At 66.8% G+C, this 22,157-nt stretch carries 23 protein-coding genes and 2 tRNA genes; 13 read left to right on the plus strand and 12 right to left on the minus strand.

Annotated elements, in window-relative coordinates:
* Window positions 1-49 precede the first annotated feature (49 nt).
* Together AC6RIC_RS14990 and AC6RIC_RS14995 are read right to left on the minus strand one after the other, a co-directional pair.
* A complete protein-coding gene (locus tag AC6RIC_RS14990; protein ID WP_454657004.1) occupies window positions 50-691 on the minus strand; it encodes a protein-L-isoaspartate O-methyltransferase family protein in 642 nt (213 codons plus the stop codon).
* A gap of 195 nt (window positions 692-886) precedes the next feature.
* Window positions 887-961 (minus strand) — tRNA-Asn (locus AC6RIC_RS14995).
* Between the two features lie 169 nt (window positions 962-1,130).
* Here AC6RIC_RS14995 and AC6RIC_RS15000 point away from each other — a divergent pair.
* Window positions 1,131-1,204: transfer RNA gene (locus AC6RIC_RS15000), tRNA-Cys, on the plus strand.
* 259 nt (window positions 1,205-1,463) lie between these two features.
* On the opposite strand, the gene AC6RIC_RS15005 is transcribed toward AC6RIC_RS15000, so the two are convergent.
* From AC6RIC_RS15005 to AC6RIC_RS15015, 3 genes are all read right to left on the minus strand, one after another.
* Entirely contained in the window at window positions 1,464-1,739 is a 276-nt protein-coding gene (locus tag AC6RIC_RS15005; RefSeq protein WP_499732925.1) for a hypothetical protein, read from the minus strand.
* 731 nt (window positions 1,740-2,470) lie between these two features.
* Window positions 2,471-2,617 carry a hypothetical protein gene (locus tag AC6RIC_RS15010; RefSeq protein ID WP_499732926.1) on the minus strand — a complete coding sequence of 49 codons (147 nt, stop codon included), beginning with the start codon at window positions 2,615-2,617 and terminating at the stop codon, window positions 2,471-2,473.
* A gap of 78 nt (window positions 2,618-2,695) precedes the next feature.
* A complete protein-coding gene (locus AC6RIC_RS15015) occupies window positions 2,696-2,932 on the minus strand; it encodes a hypothetical protein (protein ID WP_499732927.1) in 237 nt (78 codons plus the stop codon).
* 423 nt (window positions 2,933-3,355) lie between these two features.
* Between AC6RIC_RS15015 and AC6RIC_RS15020 the strand changes: the two genes are divergently transcribed.
* A complete protein-coding gene (locus AC6RIC_RS15020; RefSeq protein WP_499732928.1) occupies window positions 3,356-4,810 on the plus strand; it encodes a cryptochrome/photolyase family protein in 1,455 nt (484 codons plus the stop codon).
* Window positions 4,811-4,816: 6 nt separating this feature from the next.
* Here the strand turns inward: AC6RIC_RS15020 and AC6RIC_RS15025 are convergent, their stop codons facing one another.
* A complete protein-coding gene (locus AC6RIC_RS15025) occupies window positions 4,817-5,599 on the minus strand; it encodes an SDR family NAD(P)-dependent oxidoreductase (protein WP_499732929.1) in 783 nt (260 codons plus the stop codon).
* 167 nt (window positions 5,600-5,766) lie between these two features.
* Between AC6RIC_RS15025 and AC6RIC_RS15030 the strand changes: the two genes are divergently transcribed.
* Genes AC6RIC_RS15030 through AC6RIC_RS15045 form a run of 4 tightly spaced genes read left to right on the plus strand, consistent with a single transcriptional unit; the run spans window position 5,767 to window position 8,382 of the window.
* Window positions 5,767-6,483, plus strand: coding sequence for an alanyl-tRNA editing protein (locus AC6RIC_RS15030; RefSeq protein WP_499732930.1), 717 nt, complete (start codon window positions 5,767-5,769; stop codon window positions 6,481-6,483).
* A gap of 33 nt (window positions 6,484-6,516) precedes the next feature.
* Window positions 6,517-7,374, plus strand: coding sequence for a 3-mercaptopyruvate sulfurtransferase (gene sseA, locus AC6RIC_RS15035; RefSeq protein ID WP_499732931.1), 858 nt, complete (start codon window positions 6,517-6,519; stop codon window positions 7,372-7,374).
* A gap of 34 nt (window positions 7,375-7,408) precedes the next feature.
* The gene (locus AC6RIC_RS15040; protein WP_454657010.1) at window positions 7,409-7,930 is read left to right on the plus strand and encodes a cupin domain-containing protein; all 522 of its coding nucleotides are present in this window, start codon (window positions 7,409-7,411) and stop codon (window positions 7,928-7,930) included.
* A gap of 8 nt (window positions 7,931-7,938) precedes the next feature.
* Window positions 7,939-8,382 (plus strand): GNAT family N-acetyltransferase, encoded by a 444-nt coding sequence (locus tag AC6RIC_RS15045; RefSeq protein ID WP_499732932.1) that lies wholly within the window; start codon window positions 7,939-7,941, stop codon window positions 8,380-8,382.
* A gap of 13 nt (window positions 8,383-8,395) precedes the next feature.
* Here the strand turns inward: AC6RIC_RS15045 and tsaA are convergent, their stop codons facing one another.
* Entirely contained in the window at window positions 8,396-8,887 is a 492-nt protein-coding gene (gene tsaA / locus AC6RIC_RS15050) for a tRNA (N6-threonylcarbamoyladenosine(37)-N6)-methyltransferase TrmO (RefSeq protein WP_499732933.1), read from the minus strand.
* Window positions 8,888-8,900: 13 nt separating this feature from the next.
* Window positions 8,901-9,107 carry a TOBE domain-containing protein gene (locus AC6RIC_RS15055; protein ID WP_454657013.1) on the minus strand — a complete coding sequence of 69 codons (207 nt, stop codon included), beginning with the start codon at window positions 9,105-9,107 and terminating at the stop codon, window positions 8,901-8,903.
* Between the two features lie 117 nt (window positions 9,108-9,224).
* Here AC6RIC_RS15055 and modA point away from each other — a divergent pair, with 117 nt between their 5' ends.
* The 7 genes from modA to AC6RIC_RS15090 all read left to right on the plus strand — a co-directional run bounded on the left by modA (window position 9,225) and on the right by AC6RIC_RS15090 (window position 17,240).
* A complete protein-coding gene (gene modA / locus AC6RIC_RS15060) occupies window positions 9,225-10,028 on the plus strand; it encodes a molybdate ABC transporter substrate-binding protein (protein WP_499732934.1) in 804 nt (267 codons plus the stop codon).
* A 10-nt stretch (window positions 10,029-10,038) separates the two neighbouring features.
* Complete coding sequence (gene modB, locus AC6RIC_RS15065; RefSeq protein ID WP_499732935.1) at window positions 10,039-10,743, plus strand: molybdate ABC transporter permease subunit; 705 nt, start codon at window positions 10,039-10,041, stop codon at window positions 10,741-10,743.
* Complete coding sequence (modC, locus tag AC6RIC_RS15070; RefSeq protein ID WP_499732936.1) at window positions 10,740-11,834, plus strand: molybdenum ABC transporter ATP-binding protein; 1,095 nt, start codon at window positions 10,740-10,742, stop codon at window positions 11,832-11,834. The genes modB and modC overlap by 4 nt, the downstream gene beginning before the upstream one ends.
* A 102-nt stretch (window positions 11,835-11,936) precedes the next feature.
* Entirely contained in the window at window positions 11,937-14,441 is a 2,505-nt protein-coding gene (locus tag AC6RIC_RS15075) for a heavy metal translocating P-type ATPase (RefSeq protein ID WP_499732937.1), read from the plus strand.
* Window position 14,442: 1 nt separating this feature from the next.
* Window positions 14,443-14,853: a Cu(I)-responsive transcriptional regulator gene (cueR, locus tag AC6RIC_RS15080; protein ID WP_454657018.1), complete on the plus strand. Its 411-nt coding sequence runs from the start codon at window positions 14,443-14,445 to the stop codon at window positions 14,851-14,853.
* A gap of 166 nt (window positions 14,854-15,019) precedes the next feature.
* Window positions 15,020-16,438: a M20 family metallopeptidase gene (locus AC6RIC_RS15085; RefSeq protein ID WP_499732938.1), complete on the plus strand. Its 1,419-nt coding sequence runs from the start codon at window positions 15,020-15,022 to the stop codon at window positions 16,436-16,438.
* Window positions 16,439-16,682: 244 nt separating this feature from the next.
* Complete coding sequence (locus AC6RIC_RS15090; RefSeq protein WP_499732939.1) at window positions 16,683-17,240, plus strand: MarR family winged helix-turn-helix transcriptional regulator; 558 nt, start codon at window positions 16,683-16,685, stop codon at window positions 17,238-17,240.
* Here AC6RIC_RS15090 and AC6RIC_RS15095 read toward each other — a convergent pair.
* The 4 genes from AC6RIC_RS15095 to AC6RIC_RS15110 form a co-directional block, all read right to left on the minus strand.
* Entirely contained in the window at window positions 17,197-17,907 is a 711-nt protein-coding gene (locus tag AC6RIC_RS15095) for an ABC transporter ATP-binding protein (RefSeq protein WP_499732940.1), read from the minus strand. The two genes, AC6RIC_RS15090 and AC6RIC_RS15095, sit on opposite strands and share 44 nt — an antisense overlap.
* Window positions 17,907-18,680: an ABC transporter ATP-binding protein gene (locus AC6RIC_RS15100; RefSeq protein WP_499732941.1), complete on the minus strand. Its 774-nt coding sequence runs from the start codon at window positions 18,678-18,680 to the stop codon at window positions 17,907-17,909. The genes AC6RIC_RS15095 and AC6RIC_RS15100 overlap by 1 nt, the downstream gene beginning before the upstream one ends.
* Window positions 18,677-20,545 carry an ABC transporter permease gene (locus AC6RIC_RS15105; RefSeq protein ID WP_499732942.1) on the minus strand — a complete coding sequence of 623 codons (1,869 nt, stop codon included), beginning with the start codon at window positions 20,543-20,545 and terminating at the stop codon, window positions 18,677-18,679. Before AC6RIC_RS15105 ends, AC6RIC_RS15100 begins: the two co-directional genes overlap by 4 nt.
* A gap of 306 nt (window positions 20,546-20,851) precedes the next feature.
* Window positions 20,852-22,060, minus strand: coding sequence for an ABC transporter substrate-binding protein (locus AC6RIC_RS15110; protein WP_499732943.1), 1,209 nt, complete (start codon window positions 22,058-22,060; stop codon window positions 20,852-20,854).
* Window positions 22,061-22,157 lie beyond the last annotated feature (97 nt).

Here is a 22,157-nt window from a genome sequence, read left to right on the forward strand (position 1 = left end):
GGAATGGTTTCGTTCGTACAGTGGCGCAAAAATGCGACACTTGTCGTCATCAGAAAACGAAGGCCGCGGGACGGCGGAACTCCGAGATAACAGGCGCAGCGGCGTCGAAAACGGGTCTTCCGGAGACGATTTCGCTGGATTTCAGATAGAGCATCACCCGTGCCGCCCGGCCCAGCCCCTCGACCACGATGAGCCGGCCTTCCGGCCGCAGCAGCGGGAAAAGCGTTTCGGGCACGATCTCGCAGGCCCCGCTGACGAGAATCGCGTCGAAGCTGGCAGCCGCCGGTTGCGCCGCCGTGATCGTCACATTGCCGGCTCCGGCGCGGCTCAGCGCCGATTCGGCCAGAGCGCGCGCCGCATTGTCAGGCTCCCAGAGCGTGGCCTTTGCGCCCATGTTTGCCATCAGCGCGGCGCCATAGCCGGAACCGCCGGCATATTCGAGCGCGGCCTCGCCCGGCTGCGGGTCCAAGAGCTGGATCATCCGCACCGCGACCATCGGGGTCATCAGCGCCCGGCCGGTGCCCGGCAGCGGGATCGACTGGTCGAGATAGGCGAGATGGGACAGGTTTCCGGGAACGAAAGCCTCGCGCGGCACCGAATCCGCCGCGGCCAGCGCGGCCCGATCGGTGATGTCATAGGTGCGCAGCTGGCAATCGACCATATTGCGGCGCAGCGAGGTGAAATCGTCCATACCCGAACTCTCCGTCCACGGCGCCGGTGCTGCAAGGCGCGGCCGATGCTCTGAAAGCCGCCACGAACCGGTGCAGCGATCGCGCCGTTCTTCCGCAGCTTTCTGTTCGAGGCTCGCGCAAAAGGCAAGCGCCCCCTGAGACCGAAGGCATGAACCAGCGGCGTTCAAGACGATCTGTCGATGTGAGGGGGAAGCTGGCTCCCGGAGCAGGATTCGAACCTGCGACCAATCGATTAACAGTCGATTGCTCTACCGCTGAGCTATCCGGGAACAACGTGGCGGCGTCTTAGCCGTGCGATCCGGATAGTGCAAGCCCCTTGCGAGCCGGCCAAGCAGATTTGTCGTCGTCGCTGTGGAAGATGCGATGCCGGGTTGCGGTGCGGCGCGGCTTGTGGTTATAGCGCTCTCGCTGAAGCGGCCGCGGCCGTTTTCGCAGGAAGGCCTCGTGGCGGAGTGGTTACGCAGAGGACTGCAAATCCTTGCACCCCGGTTCGATTCCGGGCGAGGCCTCCAAAAAATCCCCTAAGCAGCTGATATTGCTGAGTTATTTACACCCATCGGTTTGCCGGGGACTCCATCCACCCATTTCGCGGGACAAGTTGCTGGAGAAATTCTCTCCTCCTGGCCACGGATCGAGGCAAGGCGCGAGTCCGCTACGGGTCGGAAGCCGCCTTTCGCGGGGTGAAGAAGTATCGCCGTCTCGCCTGAGGCCCAGGCTGATTTAAGAGATCAGGCCCGCCGATCCGCACCGGCGGGCCCTTTCGTGCGCTTTTTAGGATTCGCTGTCGACGACGAGGCAGCCATCTCCCTTGTTCTGTCGGCAGAAGTTGAGTGCTGCCTTACGGGCTTCTGCGATGCTACCTTTGCCATATGCGTAGCCGCACGCTTTCGTATTGCCCTTGGCAAAAGCCTTCGGTCCTTTGGATGCCTCGTAAAGCCCATAAATCTTTTGGCAGTTCGCACCCATACCGGCAGGCATAGCCAGCGCCGGCGCCGAAAGCAGTATCAGCGCAAGCGCGCTTGTCAGCCCCAATAACCTCATAGTCATTCCCCCAGTCCTTCGTTAGGCCGTAGCAACTAGAGTTCATTATCTGACGAAAACGATTATGCAAATGACCTTGAGGAAATGAGGTTTATCCGAAGGCTTGCCCAAATTCTTATCGCGGTGCTACCCGAAGGCACTATGCATGCCGAGTTGCGCAGAATTGCCAGCGTCAGCTAACAGCGCGTCGCCCAAGGCGACTTACGAAGTTTGGTCCGCCAGTGCAGATCGGCGGACATTTCCTTCACTCCGCGCGACAAGGCCCCCCAAACGCATGCAGCCTGACCGATACGGGCGGCTGTTGCGAGTTGTCAGCCGCAATGAATCGTCTATGGCATTAGGCTCGTTGCGGAAGGGCTAGCGTGCCGGTGGGAAGACCATCGACGGCCTTGGTACTGGTACAGCTTGCTACCGCTACGGGTCGAGAGCGGACTTCAGAGAGTCCGGGACAATCTCGCCAGAAAGCCCCGTAAAACGACGGTCGCCGGCGGGACCAAGATTTGAGTTAAGCCGTTGTAGTTTATGAGTTCACAGGCTTCGGGCGAGGCCTCCAAATTTCCTAGCGCCGATATCGCCGCGCTTTCCCAAGTTTCCAGGCTGCTGTCATTCGTCCCGCTCTCCCGTGAGCCCATGCTCATCGGCGCCCGCGGACCAATCGCCTTGCGCGATGCGTTTCCTGCGGATTTTGCGGTGCCGGCCATCGGGCGCGAGCTTTAAAGCCCACCTCCCAAAGCCCCTCAGTGCGCGGCGGAGCGAGGCCGAAACGAATCCGGTGCGACCCGCTTGGGGAATGTCAGGGACGACACTGCCACGATGACCGTCAGGCCGATGACGGCGAGCCAGAGCCAGAAGTCCAGGGGCGGCTTTTTCGGGTTGGTCATCATGCAAGGGACGCCCGAGACGCTCCCGGGTTCCCGGTCGTCAGCGATCAAGGTCGCAATCCCGACTTCTCTTGCGCGTATTCAGCCCTTTTGCGCGGCATTGGCGGCCGAATCCGGAACGGCCTTGCGGTGACCGTCGCCCCGCCCCGGTCCCGCACCATGCTTGATCGCCAGGGTCAGTATCGTCCGGCCGACGGCTTCCGGCAGGTCGGCGTCCAGCATCACGCGCAGACGCCCGGTGCCGGCCTCGACAGCCGAAACCTCGAAGCCTGCGGGCTTGTGGTTCTGCCTCGTGCGCGGGCGGCGGGCGGCGAACAAGTTGTCCAGCCTCCGGCCCATCTCCCCAAGTTCGAGATCGAGTCCCGCTTCCTCCAATGCATCCATCTTTCAGCAGCCGCTCATCTGGAACGATCGTTCAGGCTGTGATTCGCCTTAAGGATTTCGTTTACAGATCGTTAAAATTCTAGTTATTGACGCATGCCTGTTCGGGGCGGAGTAGCGTCATGGTCGAAGCCATTCTGATAGCGGTCCTCATGGCCGGGACGGCAGGCGTGTCCTGGCTGATCGCAGATCTCCTGCATCAGCCTCTCGAAATCTGAGCCCGCGATAGCAGATTCGGCGCGCACCGGCTGCTTCTCGGAGGCTCCGTCCGAAAATCTTTCCTCTGGTCCGGGACCGTATCCGCATCGCCGCGTTGATCGCGGGACTGCGGTCCGCGCGGATCGCGGCTGGAGAGGAATGATGGCTGAACGCGCCCTGCACTGGTTCCGCAACGATCTGAGGCTGGCCGATAATCCAGCGCTCGCGGCCGCATCCGAGGCCGGGCCGGCCCTATGCCTCTACATCCTCGATACCGGACCCGATCGCCGCCCCATCGGCGCCGCCTCGCGCTGGTGGCTGTCGCGCTCGCTTCACGCCCTCGGCGAAGCGCTCGCAGCAAAGGGCGGACGGCTCGTGCTGATGAGGGGCGATCCGGCGGTCTTGCTGCCGCGCATCGTGGCCGAGGCGGGAATCACCCACGTCACCTGGAACCGCCGCTACGAGGCGGCGGAGATCGCCCTCGACCGCAAGCTCAAGGAGGATTTGTCGGGGCGGGGAATCGATGTCCGCAGTTTCAACAGTCACCTCCTGAATGAGCCGTGGCAGGTGACCACGACCACCGGGCAGCCGATGAAGGTGTTCACGCCTTACTGGCGCGCGGCCCGTCAGAAGGGGGAGCCGGACGCTCCTGTTCCCGCTCCCACGCGAATCGAGGCACTGCCCCTGCCCGATTCGATCGAGGCGCTGGCAGTCTCGCTGCCCGATCTTGGCCTTGAGCCGCGAAAGCCCGACTGGGCCGGCGGTCTACGGGATGCATGGACGCCGGGAGAAGCAGGTGCTGCGGCGCGGCTCGATGATTTCATCGGCAGCGTGCTTGCCGGCTATGCCGAGGATCGCGACCGGCCGGACCGAGCAGCGACCTCGCGCCTGTCGCCGCATCTGCATTTCGGCGAGATCGGACCGCGACAGGTCTGGTACGCGCTCCAGCATGCTCGCGCCGCCGGCGAGGCCGCCGGATCGGAGCAGGACGCCGAGAAATTTCTTTCGGAGATCGGCTGGAGGGAGTTTTCCCACCATCTGCTCTTCCACAATCCGGAGCTGGCGACGCGCAATTACGATTCGCGCTTCGATGCCTTCCCCTGGCGACCGGACGAGACGGCGCTGCGCCGCTGGCAACGCGGACAGACCGGCATCCCGCTCGTCGATGCCGGCATGCGGGAACTCTGGACGACCGGCTGGATGCATAATCGCGTGCGGATGGTCGTCGCCTCCTTCCTGATCAAGCATCTGCTGCAGGACTGGCGGGCCGGCGAAGCCTGGTTCTGGGACACGCTGGTCGATGCCGACGCGGCCAACAACGCCGCGAGCTGGCAATGGGGCGCGGGTTCCGGCGCCGACGCCTCGCCCTATTTCCGCATCTTCAACCCGGTGACGCAGGGCGAAACCCACGATCCCAAGGGCTCTTATGTCCGCCGATGGGTGCCGGAGCTGGCAGGGCTGTCCGACAAGGACGTCCACCAGCCCTGGAAGGCGTCGGAGAAGGCCCTGCGCGAGGCCGGTATTCGAATCGGCGAGACCTACCCTGCCCCGCTCGTCGACCTCGCCTTCGGGCGCCAGCGCGCGCTGGACGCCTTCGCCGCGATCCGCGGTCGCTGACCCGACTCAGCCGCTGCGCTCGGCGAAGCGGCTCATCAGCGCGAAATAGACGGGATAAGGCAGCAGGCGCGCGACCTTCAGGATCCAGGCGAGGCGGCGCGGCACGGTGATCTCGAAGCCGCCGCGCTCGAATCCATCAACGATTCGCCTTGCCCCCTCCTCTACCGTCTGCAGGAACGGCATCGGGAAACGGCGGCCCTCGGTCATCGGCGTCTCGATGAAGCCGGGATTGACCAGTTGCAGGCGGATGCCGGCCGCCTCGCAATCGAAGCGCATCGATTCGCAGAAATAGATCGCCCCCGCCTTCGCAGCACCATAGGCGGCCGCGCCGGGCAGGCCACGATAGCCGACGAGCGAGGCATTGACCGCAATCTGTCCCTTGCTGCGGGCGATCATACGCGGCTGCACGGCGAAGAAGCTCTTGGCGACGCCGAGCAGATTGACCCCGACGAGCCGCTCGACGGTCTCGACATCGATCGCCCTGCCCTGCCCCGACGCGATGCCGGCATTGAGGAAAGCCAGCGCGATCGGCCCGTGGATGCTCTCGATCGCATCGGTGACGTCGCGCATGCCCTGCGCATCGGTGACGTCGCCGGAATGGGCGACGATGCGGCCGGGCAGGCCCTCGGCGCTGCGCGCGAGGCGCTCCAGCACCTCCAGCCGCCGAGCGGTCACTGCGACCGTCCAACCACGCGCGGCCAGTTCGAGCGCAACCGCGGCTCCGATGCCGGAGCTGGCGCCGGTGATCCAGGCGACGCCGTCCTGCGGCTTCATGCGGGGCAAGGCCATGGCAGCTCCGGGTTGGCGGGACAGTCATCTAGGCATGAAAGCCCGCGCCCGGAAGCCATGCGTCCCAAATCATCCCCGGTATCCCGCCAATGAGGTGGCACCTCGGCGGCAATCGGTGCAGTCTGCGGGGCCGAAGGCGTTCCCGCGCCACCATGAGACACGAGACGATGCCGACCGAACTGCTCTTCCGCCAGGATGCCTATCTCAAGGAAACGCCCGCGACGGTCGAAGCCGTGAACGAGCGTGGCGGCATCATCCTCGACCGCACCAATTTCTACGCGACCGGCGGCGGCCAGCCGGGCGATGCCGGCCATCTGCGCCGCGCCGATGGCAGCGAGATCACGATCGCCACCACGATCTACGATCCCGAGGACAAGAGCCGGGTCATCCACGTTCCCGCTGAGGGCCAGACGCTGCCGGCGCCCGGCGAGGCGGTGACGGTCGTGCTCGACTGGGAGCGCCGCTTCAAGCGCATGCGCGTTCATACCGCCCTGCATCTGCTCAGCGTCGTGCTCACCTTCCCCGTCACCGGTGGCTCGATCGGCGAGGGCGACGGGCGGCTCGATTTCGACATTCCCGAAGGCGGGCTCGACAAGGCCGAGATCTCCGAGAAGCTGAATGGGCTGGTCGCCCGCAATGCCGACGTCACCGAGCGCTGGATCACCGACGAGGAGCTCGACGCCAATCCAGGCCTGGTCAAGACGATGTCGGTGAAGCCGCCGCGCGGCTCGGGCCGCGTCCGGCTCGTCGCCATCGGCGATATAGACCTGCAGCCCTGCGGCGGCACCCATGTCCGCAACACCGCCGAGATCGGCGCGGTCGTGGTCACCGATATCGAGAAGAAGGGCAAGCAGAACCGGCGCGTCCGGATCGCGCTCGCCTGAGAACACCAAAGCTGATGCCCAGAGGACACGCCTATGGCCCGTGAAGACGTCTTCGTTTCGACCGAGTGGCTGGCCGAGCGCCTGAACGCGCCCGATGTCATCGTCGTCGATGCCTCCTGGTACCTGCCGGCTCATGGCCGCGATCCGCATGCCGAATTCGCCGAGCGGCGCATTCCCGGCGCGGTGCATTTCGATATTGACGGGGTCAAGGACACCACGTCCAACCTGCCCCATATGCTGCCGCGGCCGGATGCCTTTGCGACAGCTGTCGGCGCCATGGGCATCGGCGACGGCATGCGCATCGTGGTCTATGATGGGCTCGGCCTGTTCTCGGCGCCGCGCGTGCGCTGGACCTTCCGCACCTTCGGCGCCAAGGACGTCGTCATCCTCGACGGCGGCTTCCCGAAATGGGAGCGCGAGGGCCGGCCGATCGAGCACGGCCCGCCGCGTGCCCGCGCCGCCCGCAGCTTCACCGCCCGTCTCGACCATTCCGCCGTCGCCAACGCCGACGATGTCGCGAAAGCGCTCTCCGCCGGCAATGCCCAGGTGGTCGACGCGCGCCCGGCCGACCGCTTCCGCGGCGAGGCGGCCGAGCCGCGCCCCGGCGTGCGCTCCGGCCATATGCCCGGCGCCCTCAACGTGCCGGCGACCGCGCTCATCGCCGATGGCAGCCTGAAGGATTCGGCCGCCATCGCCGCCGCCTTCGCTGATGCCGGCGCCGATCTCGACCGGCCCTTGATCACGAGCTGCGGTTCCGGCGTCACCGCCGCGATCCTCGCAACGGCGCTGGAGACAATCGGCAAGCCGGCCCGCGCGCTCTATGACGGTTCCTGGTCCGAATGGGGCGCGAGCGACCGGCCGGTCGCGACGGGGTCGGCGAAGAAGGGCTGAGACAGTCTGCGCCTGCGCAAGCGAGGAGGACGACATGAGTCACGATCATTCTCACGATCACGACCATCCGCACGATCACAGCCATGATGGCGAACCGCGCTGGAAGCATGACGGCGTGCGCGTCATCTCCGGCGACAAGCTCGACCCCAACACGGCGCAGACGCCCGGCATGTTCCGGCAGGCGGCGATCAACCATGCCCGCGTCGGCGCCCAGAAGATCTGGGCCGGCACGGTCGCGATCGAGCCCAACGCCAAGACCGGCGTGCACCATCACGGCGAGCTCGAAAGCGTGATCTATGTGGTGAGCGGCAAGGCGCGGATGCGCTGGGGCGAGCGGTTGGAATTCGTCGCCGAGGCCGGCCCGGGCGACTTCATCTATGTGCCGCCTTTCGTGCCGCACCAGGAGATCAACGCCGATCCCGACAACCCGCTGCAATGCGTGCTGGTGCGCTCCGACAACGAGGCGGTGGTGGTCAACATCACCGATGTCGACCCGGTCGAGAAGCCGGAAGAGGTCTACTGGGTCGATCCGATCCACAAGCACCCGCACGGGTGAACGAGAACATGGCTATGCCTGTCGAGCTGCGCGAAATCACCGCGGAGACGGTTCGTACGATCTGCGGCCTCGAGGTCGCGGAGGAGCAGCGCGAGAATGTCGCACCGGTCGCGATTTCGATCGCACAGGCTCATTTCGAACCGCGCGCGACCTTCCGGGCGATCTATGCCGGGGACGAGCCCGTCGGCTTCATGCTCTGGCGCGATGACGACAAGCCCAATACAGCCTATCTCTGGCGCTTCATGGTCGATCGCCGGCATCAGGGCAAAGGCTATGGCCGCGACGCGCTGGAGCAGGTCTTCGCAATGCTGAAGGCGCAAGGCGTCACCAAACTCAGCGCGAGCGTCGTTCGCGGAGAGCACAGCCCGCTGGGCTTCTATCTGTCGATCGGCTTCATTGAGGCGAACGAAGTTACGAGCACCGGCGAATGGCTGATTCTGAAGAGCCTTTAGGCAGGCCGGCCGCCTAGCCCGTCTCGAAATCGCCGGGCTGCGGCGGGGCGATCGGCGTGAACAGCGTCCGGTCCGGCTTGATGTCGAGGAGCGGCGTCTCGTCGAGGCAATCGAGCCCGCGCACCAGCAGCACCCGCCCCTCCCGCGCCACCAGCGTCGCGATCGAGGTGCCGATCGGGTTGGGTCGGACCGGCGTGCGCAGCGCGAAGGTGCCGTGCGTCTCGCCGTTATTGGCCGGGCTCTGGCGCACGAGATCGCGACGCGACTGGTGCAGCCAGTAGAGCACCCCCAGCCGCTCGAAGCGCTCGATGCCCTCCAGTGCCTCGTCCCAGGGCGGGAAGAGTTCGATGCGGCAGATCGGGCCGTCCGCCCTGCCCTGGCGCGGACAGGTGAGCCGCGAAGTCCAGGGCGTGCGGATCGTGCCGATGAAGACGAGGCCGGCATCGGTCGCCTGCGGCGGCGCCACAGCGACCTCCCTCTCGCGGATCTCGTTCTCGCGGACCATGTGGGCGAGCCCGTCAGTCGATCGCGATCATCACATCGGACGCCTTCACCACGGCGTAGGCCTCTTTGCCGACGGCGAGGCCGAGATCGTCCACCGCCGCATTGGTGATCGAGGAGGTGACGATCGCGCCGCCGATATCGATGCGGACATGGGCTGTCGTCGCGCCCTTGGTGATCTCGACGATCTTGCCCTTGAGCTGGTTGCGGGCGCTGATCTTCATGGCTCGTCCTCTCCTTGCGACAACGCGGCCGCCGCCGCGCCTTGACTTGGGTCGGGGGGCGCGGCAACCATCGTTATATCCGACGATATACAACGCGAAATTCGAGCGAGGAACAACATGTTGAAGCGCCGCACCCTGCTGGGCATGGGCCTGGCCCTTGCCGTGAGCTTTGCTCCCACCTTCGAAGCCGCGCAGGCGCAGACGAAGGACCTCGTCATCTTCGCCGCCGCCAGCATGAAGAACGCGCTGGACGAGGCTGCCGCCAACTGGGTCAAGGAAAGTGGCAAGCCGGCGCCGAAGATCTCCTATGCCGCCAGCAACACGCTGGCGAAGCAGCTCGAGAACGGTGCCCCGGCCGATCTCTTCGTCTCGGCCGATCTGGACTGGATGGACTATGCCGCGAGCAAGAACCTGATCAAGCCGGATACCCGCGTCAGCCTGCTCGCCAACCGCATCGTGCTGGTCGCCGGCAAGGATTCGACCGCCAAGCTCGACCTCAAGCCCGGCGCCGATGTCGCGGGCGCGGTCGGCGCCGGCCGCCTCGCCATGGGCAATGTCGATTCCGTCCCGGCCGGCAAATACGGCAAGGCCGCGCTGGAGAAGCTCGGCGCCTGGGACAAGGTGAAGGACAAGATCGCGCAGGCCGACAATGTCCGCGCCGCGCTGCTGCTGGTCTCGCGCGGCGAGGCCCCGCTCGGCATCGTCTATGCGACTGACGCCGCCGCCGACCCGCAGGTTAAGGTGGTCGCGACCTTCCCCGAGGATTCGCATCCCCCGATCGTCTACCCGGTCGCCGTCACCAAGGATTCGGCCAATCCCGACGCGCAGGCCTTCCTGACCTATCTGCGCAGCCCGGCCGCCCGACCCGTCTTCGAGAAGCAGGGCTTCACCGTCCTGAACAAGGCTGCCAGCTCTTCGTGATCGCCGCTTCGTGACCGACTGGCTTACGCTATCTCCTGAAGAATGGACGGCGGTGAGGCTCAGCCTCATCGTCGCGACGACCGCCATGCTCGCGAGCCTCCCCTTGGGGCTCGCGGTTGGCTTGCTGCTGGCGCGCGGGCGCTTCTGGGGCAAGTCCCTGCTCGACGCCATCGTCCATATGCCGCTGATCCTGCCGCCGGTCGTGACGGGCTACCTGCTGCTCGTCGGCTTCGGCCGGCGCGGGCCGATCGGCGAATTTCTTTATGACTGGTTCGGGATCGTACTCTCCTTCCGCTGGACCGGGGCGGCACTGGCCTGTGCGGTGATGGGCTTCCCCCTGATGGTCCGCGCCATCCGGCTCTCGATCGAGGCCGTCGACCGCAAGCTCGAATCCGCTGCCGGCACGCTCGGCGCGAGCCCGATCTGGGTCTTCCTCGTCGTCACCCTGCCGCTCTGCCTGCCTGGCATCATCGCCGGCATGATCCTGTGCTTCGCCAAGGCGATGGGCGAATTCGGCGCGACGATCACCTTTGTCTCCAACATCCCCGGCGAGACGCAGACCCTGCCTTCCGCGATCTACACCTTCACGCAGGTGCCGGGCGGCGATGCCGGCGCGATGCGCCTGACGCTGATCTCGATCGTGATCTCCGTCGCCGCGCTCTTTCTCTCGGAAGTGATGGCGCGCATCGTCGGCCGGCGGATCGCCGTCGAATGACCCCTGTCCTCGACATCGCCGTCCGCCACAGGCTCGGGGACTTCACGCTCGATTCGAGCTTCACCTCCGACGGGCGCCTCACCGCCCTGTTCGGCAGCTCGGGCTCGGGCAAGACCTCGCTGGTCAATGTCATCGGCGGGTTGATCCGCCCCGATTCCGGCCATGTCCGCGTCGATGGCGAGACGCTGGTCGATACCGAGCGCGGCATCTTCCTGCCGAAGCATCGCCGCCGCATCGGCTATGTCTTCCAGGAGGCACGGCTGTTTCCGCATCTCACTGTGCGCCAGAACCTGCTGTTCGGGCACTGGTTCGTGCCGCGCGCCCAGCGCAAGCCGGCCGAACTCGACAAGGTGCTGGAGCTGCTGGGGATCGGCCATCTGCTGCACCGGAGACCGGGCGGCCTTTCGGGCGGCGAGAAGCAGCGCGTCGCCATCGGCCGCGCGCTGCTGGCTCAGCCGCGCCTCTTGCTGATGGACGAGCCGCTTGCCGCGCTCGACGAGGCGCGCAAGGCCGAGATACTCCCGCATATAGAACGCCTGCGCGACGAGGCCGGCATCCCGATCGTCTATGTCTCGCATGCGCTGGCCGAGGTCGCACGCCTCGCCACCACCGTCGCCATGGTCGACAACGGGCGCGTCGCGGCTTGCGGCCCGACCGCGGACATCCTGTCCAGGCCTGACTTGGCCGCACGGCCGGGTGCGCCGGAAGCGAGCACGCTGCTCTCCGCCGAGGTCGCCGGCTTCGAGGACGCCTTCGGTCTGGCGCGGCTGACGACACCTGCCGGTCCCTTGACGATCGCGCGTGGCGCGCTGCGGCAGGGCCAGCGCATCAAGATCCGCATCCTCGCCAGCGACGTCATGCTCAGCCTTGGCCAGCCGGCTGAGATCAGTGCGCTCAACGTGCTGCCGGGCACGGTCTCCGAGATCGGCGAACGCAGCGGCGCCGGCGGCAGCACCGTGCACCTGCTCGTCGCTTGCGGCGAGGCGAAGCTGGCGGCGCGCCTGACGGCGAAATCCCTCGCCCTGCTCGGCCTGGCGCCCGGCAAGCCGGTCCATGCGGTGATCAAGAGCGTCTCCGTCGAGATGCCTTGAAGCGGGCGCCGCACGACCTTCTCAAAAAGTCATGCAATCAACCTTGACCTTCCCATAATGGGAAACCTTATATCGCCTGTCATCACCATGAAGGAGACGGCGATGACGGTCATCGACAGGAGCAGGAACGACCTCGAAACCCTTGATCTGGGCGTCGAGGGCATGACCTGCGCGAGCTGCGTCGCCCATGTCGAGCGCGCCATCGCGGCGGTGCCGGGCGTGGATGCGGTCTCGGTCAATCTCGCGACCGAACGGGCGCATGTCACCTTCGCCAAGGGCGACACCGATCTCGGCCAGATCGAGGCGGCGGTTCGCCAGAGCGGCTACACCCCGGTCGAGAGCACGATCGAATTGTCGATCTCGGGCATGACCTGCGCCTCCTGCGTCGGCCATGTCGAGAAGGCCCTGCGCGCCGTGCCGGGCGTGGTCGAGGCGACCGTCAATCTCGCGACCGAGCGCGCCAGCGTGAAGACGCTCGCCGGCGACGACATCATCTCGGTCCTGGTGAAGGCCGTGGCCGGCGCCGGCTATGAGGCGAGCCCCATCGTCGCAGCCGATGGCGATGCCGACACGCGCCGGCAAGCTGCCAAGGACGAGGAACAGGGCAAGCTGCTGCGCTCGGTCATCCTCGCCGGTTTGCTGACGCTGCCGCTGCTCGTCATCGAGATGGGCAGCCATATGGTCCCCTCTCTGCACCACTGGCTTGCCGGGACCTTCGGCGAGGGAAACGTGCGCGTCTTCTCCTTCGCGCTGGCGACCGTCGTCCAGTTCGGGCCGGGCCTCGTCTTCCTGCGCAAGGGATTCCCGGCCCTGCTGCGGCTGGCGCCGGACATGAACTCGTTGGTCATGCTCGGCACCGGCGCGGCCTATCTCTATTCGAGCGTCGCGACCTTCCTGCCGGACCTGATGCCGGCCGGTACTGACGGCACCTATTTCGAATCGGGCGCGGTGATCGTGACGCTGATCCTGCTCGGGCGCTGGTTCGAGACCCGCGCCAAGGGCCGGACCGGCGCCGCCATCCGCAGCCTGATCGCGCTCCAGCCCAAGACCGCCCGCGTGCTGCGCGACGGCGCCGAGAGCGATATTGCCGTCGACAGCGTGCGCCCCGGCGACGTCGTCATCCTCAGGCCGGGCGAGCGCGTCCCGGTCGATGGCGAGGTCACGGACGGCTCTTCCTTCGTCGATGAATCGATGATCACCGGCGAGCCCGCCCCCGTCCGCAAGGAGACCGGCAGCAGCGTCACCGGCGGCACCGTCAACGGCTCGGGCGCGCTGCGCTTCACCGCGCAGAAGGTCGGCTCCGACACGCTGCTCGCCCAGATCGTGCGGACCGTTCAGGCCGCGCAGGGCGCCAAGCTGCCGATCCAGGCGCTGGTCGACCGCGTCACCCTCTGGTTCGTGCCGGTCGTGATCGGGCTGGCCCTGCTGACCTTCGCCGTCTGGCTGACATTCGGCCCGAGCCCGGCTTTGTCGCATGCACTGGTCAACGCGGTCGCGCTCCTGATCATCGCCTGCCCCTGCGCCATGGGCCTGGCGACCCCGACCTCGATCATGGTCGGCACCGGCCGCGGCGCCGAGCTCGGCATTCTGTTCCGGCAGGGCGACGCCTTGCAGGCGCTGAAGGACGTCGAGATCGTCGCGCTCGACAAGACGGGCACGCTGACCAAGGGCAGGCCCGAGCTCACCGATATCGAGGCGGCGAATGGCTTTGCGGCCGACGACGTGCTGCGCCTCGTCGGCTCGGCCGAGAACCGCTCCGAGCATCCGCTGGCGCTGGCGCTGGTCGCAGCTGCCAAGGCGCGTAATCTCGCCCTCGCCGAGCCGGCCGATTTCACCAGCGATCCGGGCCGCGGCGTCACCGCGATGGTCGAGGGCCGTAAGGTCGCGATCGGCGGTCACCGGCTGATGGAAGACGCCGGTCTCGACATTGCGCCCTTCGCTGCCCGCGCCAAGGCGCTGGCCGAAGCCGGCAAGACGCCGCTCTATGCCTCAATCGACGGCCGGATCGCCGCTGTGATCGCCGTCGCCGACGCGGTGAAAGAGACCACGCCCGCGGCCATCGCCGCCCTGCACAAGCTCGGCCTCAAGGTCGCGATGGTGACCGGCGACGACCGGCGCACGGCGGAAGCGGTCGCGCGCGGCCTCGGCATCGACGAGGTCTGGGCCGAGGTGCTGCCGACCGACAAGGCCGAGGTGGTGAAGCGCCTGCAGAGCCGTGGCGCCAAGGTCGCCTTCGTCGGCGACGGCATCAACGACGCCCCTGCCCTCGCTCAGGCCGATGTCGGCATCGCCATCGGCACCGGCACCGATATCGCGATCGAGAGCGCCGATGTCGTGCTGATGTCCGGCGACGTCATGGGCGTGCCCCGTGCGATCGCGCTGTCGCAGGCGGTGATTTCCAACATCCGCCAGAATCTCGCCTGGGCCTTCGGCTACAACGCCCTGCTGATCCCGGTCGCGGCCGGCGTGCTCTATCCGGCCTTCGGCATCCTGCTCTCGCCGGTCTTCGCCGGGCTCGCCATGGCGCTGTCGAGCGTCAGCGTCGTCAGCAATGCGCTGCGGCTGAAGCGTTTTCAGGTTCCGGCTTCGCACGGACAGGAGGTCTGAGATGAATATCGGCGAAGCCGCAACCCGCTCCGGCGTCAGTGCCAAGATGATCCGCTATTACGAGAGCATCGGCCTGATCACCGCGCCGGCCCGCACCGCGGCGCAATACCGGGTCTATGCCGATGACGACGTACATACGCTGCGCTTCGTGCGCCGCTCGCGCGATCTCGGCTTCTCGCTGGAGGAGACGCGCGAATTGCTGGCGCTCTGGCGCGACAAGAGCCGGGCCAGCGCCGATGTGAAGAACCTCGCCATGGCGCATGTGCGCGAGCTCGAGGAAAAGGCAGCCGAACTCAAGGCGATGGCCGACACGCTCCGGCATCTGGCGACGCATTGCCATGGCGACCACCGGCCGGATTGCCCGATTCTCGCGGATTTCGCCGCCACCACGCCGACGCAAGGCAAAGCCTGAGACGCTGCTCCGCCATGCGCTGAATGTCTGGACGGAGCGGTGCGACATTGCTCATATGCGCCTGCCCACCAGAGGCGGGTCCGGCCCGGCCACATCGGCCCCGTCGGGGAATCCGTCTCTCAACAAAAGACGGGGAACGCCCACGCGTTCTCCAGGCGGAACGACAATGGACAATCGAAACGATCTCTGGCGGCATGTCGATGCGAACAAGGAGCGGCTGATCGCACTCTCAGACCGGGTCTGGGGCATGCCGGAGGTGTGCTACACCGAGAAGCGCTCCGTCGCCGAGCATATCGCCGAATTGAAGCACCAGGGCTTCAAGATCACCGAGAATGTCGCCGATATCCCGACCGCGGTGATCGGCGAAGCCGGCGAAGGCGGCCCGGTCATCGCTTTCCTCGGCGAATACGACGCCCTGCCCGGCCTGTCGCAGGAAGCCGGCGCGTCCGAGCACAAGGAGATCGAGGCTGGCGGCCATGGCCATGGCTGCGGCCATAACCTGCTCGGCTCCGCCGCGATGCTCGCCGCCGTCGCCATGAAGGAATGGCTCGCCGAGAACAAGATCCCCGGCCGTGTCCGCTATTACGGCTGCCCGGCCGAGGAAGGCGGCGCCGCCAAGGCCTTCATGGTCCGCGCCGGCGCCTTCGACGACGCCGATGTCGCCATCTCGTGGCACCCGTCGAGCTTCTGGGAGGTCGCTCCGGCCCTCGCCCTGGCGAATACCCGCGCCGATTTCGTCTTCACCGGCCGCGCCTCGCATGCCGCCGCTGCGCCGCATCTCGGCCGTTCGGCGCTCGACGCCGTCGAGCTGATGAATGTCGGCGTCAACTACATGCGCGAGCACATGCCGTCCGACGCCCGCGTCCATTACGCGCTGCTCGACACCGGCGGCATCGCGCCGAACGTCGTCCAGGCCCATGCGCGCGTGCGCTACTCGATCCGCGCCCGTGATCTTCGCGGCATGCTGGAGCTCGTCCAGCGCGTGAAGAAGATCGCCGAAGGCGCGGCCCTGATGACGGAAACCAAGATGGAGATGCGCATCGTCAGCGCCGTTTCCGATCTTGTCGCCAACACGCCGCTCGAAGAGGCCCTGCACAAGGTGATGGCCGAACTCGGCGCGCCGCATTTCGACGATGCCGACAAGGCCTATGCCGAGAAGATCCGCGGCACGCTCTCGCCGCAGGAGATCGCCTCGATCTGGCGCACCATCGGCATGCCCGATACCGGCGCACCGCTCGCCGACTTCCTCGTGCCGCGCGATGCCAAGCGCAACCCGGCGATCGGCTCGACCGATATCGGCGACGTCAGCTGGGCGGTGCCGACCGTGCAGGCCCATGCGCCGACGGTCGCGATGGGCACGCCGTTCCACACCTGGCAGGTCGTGGCGCAGGGCAAGTCCCCCGCCGCGCACAAGGCGATGGTCCATGTCGCCAAGGCGATGGCCGCGACCGGCGCCGCCGTGCTGAGCGATCCCGCCCTGATGGCCGCCGCCAAGGCCGACCACAAGGCCCGTCTCGGCAAGGAAGGCTACACCTCGCCGCTGCCGCCCGAAGTGAAGCCGCCGCTGACGATGTCGCTGGGCTGATTTTCAGCCCCTGGCATAATCCAGAAAACACGGGTCATCCCGGACGAAGCGTAGCGGAGATCCGGGATCCATGCCTGAAGCTTCCCAGGAAGCGCTCCGGCATGGATCCCGGGTCTCCCTGCGGTCGCCCGGGATGACTTCTTTTTGTTGAGGCTCGGGTATCATCGCCCGATTGAACGAACACATATGATCCGGGAGAATAGGCCTCTGCCGTCAGCCGGCAGAATCGCCAGCCGGAGCCAGCATGGATCGCGCAGAGGAATTGGAAGACGGGCTCGGCCGGCATCACCGCACGGCCAGCGGCCAGGCCGATTCCACCGTTCCCGAGCCGGTCGATCTCGCCGGCTATGTGCTGGACGAGCAGTTCGGCTTCCTGCTGCGGCAGATGCAGCAGCGCTATGTCGCGATGTTCCTGGAAATGATGGGCGAAGACGGGCCGACGCCGCCGCAATTCGCGGTTCTGTGCCGGCTCGCCGTCGACGGCCGCATCTCCCAGAACCAGCTTGGCCGCATGACGGCGATGGACCCGGCCACGATCCGAGGCGTGGTGACGCGGCTAGCCGAGCGCGGGCTGGTCGAGCGCCTGCATGATCCCGACGACAAGCGCCGCGTGCTGGTGCAGCTCGGCCAGCGCGGCCGCGAGCTGCTGCCTGAATATGTCGAGCGCGCCAAGGCGATCACCGTCGCGGCGCTTGATCCGATGGCCGAGTCTGAGGTCGAGCCGCTGCTCGACGTGATGCGGCGCCTGCTCTCGGGCTTCAGACCGCCAGATACTGGCTCCGCGCCGCCTCGTCGGCCTTGAGCGCCGCCATCGTGTCGTCGAAGCGGATCAGCCCCTTCTCGATGATCACGGCGCGGTCGGCGATGCTGCCGGCGAAATGCAGGTTCTGCTCGGAGAGCAGCACGGAAAGCCCCTCGCCTTTCAGTACGCGAATCGTCTGCGCCATCGCCTCGACGATGACCGGCGCGAGTCCCTCGGAGGGCTCGTCGAGCAGCAGCAGGCGCGGATTGCCCATCAGCGTGCGGGCGATGGTCAGCATCTGCTGCTCGCCGCCGGACATGGCCCCGCCCGGCCGGTCGCGCATGCGGCCGAGATTGGGGAAAAGGTCGAACAGCCGCTCCGGCGTCCAGTGCGGCGCGCCCTTGCGGGGCGGCTGACGGCCGACCTCGAGGTTCTCCATCACGGTCAGGTCGGAGAAGACGCGCCTATCCTCCGGGACATAGCCGATGCCGAGACGGGCGATCTGGAAAGGCTCGCGGCCGGCGATCTCCTTGCCCTCGAAGCGGATCGAGCCTTGCGGCTCAGGCACCAGTCCCATCACCGTCTTCATCGTCGTCGATTTGCCGGCGCCGTTGCGGCCCATCAGCGCGACGACCTCGCCTGCTCCAACCGAGAAGCCGACGCCGTGCAGGATCTGGGCGCGGCCATACCAGGCCTCGACGCCCGCGAGTTCGAGGAGCGCCTTCATCAATGCCCTCCCGAGGTCGCGCCGGAGCCGAGATAAACCGCGCGCACCTGCGGGTCGTTGCGGACCTCGGCGCTGGTGCCCGATGCAATCAGGCGCCCGCGATCGAGCACCAGCACGCGGTCGGCATGGGCGAAGACGACATCCATGTCGTGCTCGGTGAACAGCACGGCGATGCCGCGCTGCCGCGCGATCCGGGCCGTCAGCGCCATCAGGGCGATGCGCTCCTGCGGCGCCATGCCGGCGGTCGGCTCGTCCATCAGCAGCAGCTTCGGCGCATTGGCGAGCGCGACCGCAAGCTCGACGCGCTTCAGGTCGCCATAGGCGAGCACGCCGCAGGCACGCTCAGCTTGGGCGGTCATGCCGACCTGAGCGAGCAATGCATCCGCCGCCTCGCGGTGGCGCCCATCGGCGCGGCCGATCAGGCGCCAGCTTTCGCCCTCATGCGAGATCAACGCCATCTGGACGTTCTCGCGCACGGTCATCGAGGCGAAGGTCGCGGTGATCTGGAAGGTGCGGCCGACACCGAGCCGCCAGACCTTGCGCGGCTCAAGCCCGGTGATCGGCTTGCCTGCCAGCAGCACCTCGCCGCGATCGGGCTTGAGCTGCCCGTTCAGCATGTTGAAGCAGGTCGTCTTGCCGGCGCCGTTGGGGCCGATCAGCGCGACCAGCTTGCCGGCCTCGACCGAGAAGGACACGCCGTCGACCGCCTTCACGCCGCCGAAGGACCGGGCGAGGTCGCGGACTTCCAGCACGGTGGCGATTGAGCCGCTCATGCTGTCGCCGTCGCTTGCGCGGCGCTCTCTCGCCGGGCGCGCCAGAACAACCAGGTACCAACGAGGCCGCGCGGGAACAGCACGACCAGCAACACGATCGAGAGCCCGAGGCCGAAGCGCCAATAGGCTGTCAGCTTCATCAATTGCTCGTTGAGGCCCATATAGGCGAAGGCGCCGACGACCGGCCCGGCGACCGTCTGCACGCCGCCGAGCAGCACCATCAGAAGCGCATCGACCGAGCGCGGGATCGCCATATAGGTCGGGAAGACCGAGCCCTTCGAGAAGGCGAAGAGTCCGCCGGCAATGCCGGCCGCGACCGCTGCGATGGTGAAGGCAGCCCATTGCAGGCGCCCGACATCGAGCCCGATCGCCTCGGCCCGCAAGGGGCTGTCGCGGCCGGCGCGCAGGGCGTAGCCGAAGGGCGCGAAGATGATGACGCGCAGGGCGACAATCACCAGAACGGCGATGGCGAGCGCGAGATAGTAGAACACCGTCTTCGGAACCGCCCAGGCCGAGGGCCAGACGCCGAGGATGCCGTTGTCGCCGCCGGTGAGATCGACCCACTGGAAGGCCGTGGCCCAGGCAATCTGGGCGAAGGCCAGCGTCAGCATCGCCAGATAGACGCCCGAGAGCCGGACGCAGAACCAGCCGAAGATCGCGCCCGCGATGCCGGCCATGAGAGGCGCCAGCATCAGCGCCTCCTCCATCGGGCTGCCCAGCCATTTCACCGCCAGCGCCGCGCCATAGGCGCCGAGCCCGAAATAGGCGGCATGGCCGAAGGAGGTGATGCCGCCCGGCCCCATCAGCAGATGCAACGAGGCGGCGAAGACCGCGAAGATCACGAGATCGGTCAGGGTCAGGATGACATGGTCCGGCACGACGAGTGGCGCCAGCGCCAGCAATGCGAGTGCGATGACGCCGAACAGCTTGGCCGCGCCATCGGCCGGGCGCAGCAGGAAGAGCTGGCCGGCATGGCCGCGCGGCTCGCTGGCCGCCTTGCCGAGCAGGCCATGCGGCCGGACGATCAGGACCGCCGCCATCACCAGGAAGACGAGGACCAGCGTGATCTTGGGCAGGATCAGAATGCCGAAGGCATGGAGCACGCCGATCAGCACGGCCGCGAGATAGGCCCCCGTCACGCTGCCGAGCCCGCCGACGACCACGACCACGAAGGCCTCGGCGATCATCGAGAGGTCCATGTGGAGGTTGATCGCCTCGCGCGGGAGCTGGAGGGCCCCGCCAAGCCCCGCCAGCGCCGCGCCGAAGGCGAAGACCGAGGTGAAGAGCAGGCGCTGGTTGACGCCGAGCGCGCTCACCATCTCGCGGTCCTGCGTCGCCGCCCGGATCAGCACGCCCCAGCGCGTCCGGTGGAACAAGAGCCAGATCAGGCCGAGCACGACCGGCCCGACCGCGATCAGGAAGAGCTCGTAGCTCGGGAAGCGATTGTCGAAGAGGATGACGAAGCTGCGGAAACCGGGCGCGCGCGGGCCGAGCTTGTCCTCCGGCCCCCAGGTCGCCAGCGCGATATCCTGCAGCATCAGCACGACGCCGAAGGTCGCGAGCAGCTGGAACAGCTCCGGCGCCTGATAGATCCGCCTGAGGATCAGGACCTCGATGAGCACGCCGGCGAGGCCGGTGAGCAGCACGGCGATGATCACACCGCCCCAGAAGCCGAGCGGGTCGGACGGGCCGAGCCAATTCACCAGCGTGAAGGCCAGATAGCCGCCCAGCATATAGAGCGAGCCATGGGCGAAGTTCACGATGCGCGTGACGCCGAAGATGATCGACAGCCCGCACGCCACCAGGAACAGCGACGACGCCGAGGCCAGGCCGTTCAGGGTCTGGGTGAGGACGAGATCAAGCATGTCGTCTCGGGTGGGCGATGGGCTTCGTGAACGGTCGGAACATATCGAGGTTCGGCGTCGCTGGCGCTTTTTGGAGCCGCGCCGTCACTCCGGAGCTTCGCGTCAGCGAAGAGCCCGGAACCCATGAACACAGCGCTGCTCCAGTCGTCATGCTCGCCCCTGTGGCGAGCATCCACGTCTTGAACACGGCCTTCGACCAGCAAAGACGTGGATGGTCGGGACAAGCCCGACCATAACGGAGATGTCGTGCCATGGGTTCCGGGCTCGGGCCTGCGGCCCGACCCGGAATGACGATGCGGTTCCTGCTCAGCCTATGATCGGCCGCAGCTTGCGGACCTCGTCGTCGCTCGGGAGATACTTGGCGCCGTCGCGATAGCTCCAGTCGACCATCACGCCCTTGCCGTTCTTCAGCGCGCTCTTGCCGACATAGGCGCCGAGCGTCGACTGGTGGTCGATCTTGCGGAATTCGATCGGGCCGAAGGCCGAGCCGAATTTCAGCCCCTCGAAGGCGTCGACGAGCTTCTCGTTATCGGTGGAGCCAGCCTTCGCCAGCGCCGCGGCGATGGCCTGCACCGTCTCGTAGCCGACGACCGAACCAAGCCGCGGATAGTCGTTGTACTTCGCCTTGTAGGCGTCGCGGAACTTGACGTGCTCCGGCGTCTGCAGGTCGGCATGCGGATAACCGGTGATGATCCAGCCCTCCGGCGTCTCGGCGCCGAGCGTGTCGAGATATTCCGGTTCGCCGGTCAGCATCGAAACGACCTGCCGCCCCTCGAACAGGCCGCGCGTGTTGCCGGCACGGACGAAATTGGCGAGGTCGACCGCGAAGGTGACGTTGAAGATCGCCTCGGGCTTGGCCGCTTCCAGCGCCTGGACGGTGGCGCCGGCATCGATGCGGCCGAGCGCCGGGAACTGCTCGGCGACGAAGGTCACGTCGGGGCGCGCCTTGACCAGCAGCTCCTTGAACCATTTCACCGCCGACTGGCCGTACTCGTAGTTCGGCGCGACGATCGCCCATTTCTTGGCCGGGAGCTTCGCCGCTTCCTCGACCAGCATGGCAGCCTGCATGTAGGTCGAGGGCCGCAGGCGGAAGGTGTAGCGGTTGCCCTTCGACCAGACGAGCGCGTCGGCCAACGGCTCGGAGGCGACATAGAGCCGCTTGTTCTGGTTGGCGTAGTCGGCGAGCGCGAGGCCGACATTGGAGAGGAAGCCGCCGGCGATGATGTCGACCTTCTCGGCGGTCGCGAGATCGGCGGCGTGGCGCACCGCGTCCTCGGGCTTGCCGGCATCGTCGCGGAACACGGTCTCGAGCTTGCGGCCAAGCACGCCGCCGGCCGCGTTGATCTGCTCCTGCGCCAGTTCCCAGGCCTGCCGATAGGGGTTCAGGAAGGCCGGCTGGGCGGTATAGGAGTTGATCTCGCCGATGCGGATCGGCCCCGCGCCCTGGGCGCGCACCAGCTGGGGAACGCCGAGGGCAAGCGTGCCCGCGACGAAACTGCGACGATCGATCTTCATCGGATGGGTCCTTCGCCTCGCTGCGGCTGCAATCCGCAGCGATACCGCTCGCACCGGGCTTGGGAGAGCGATTTTCATATGTATACATATGAATGGA

The sequence above is a fragment of the Allobosea sp. TBD101 genome, from assembly GCF_059817965.1.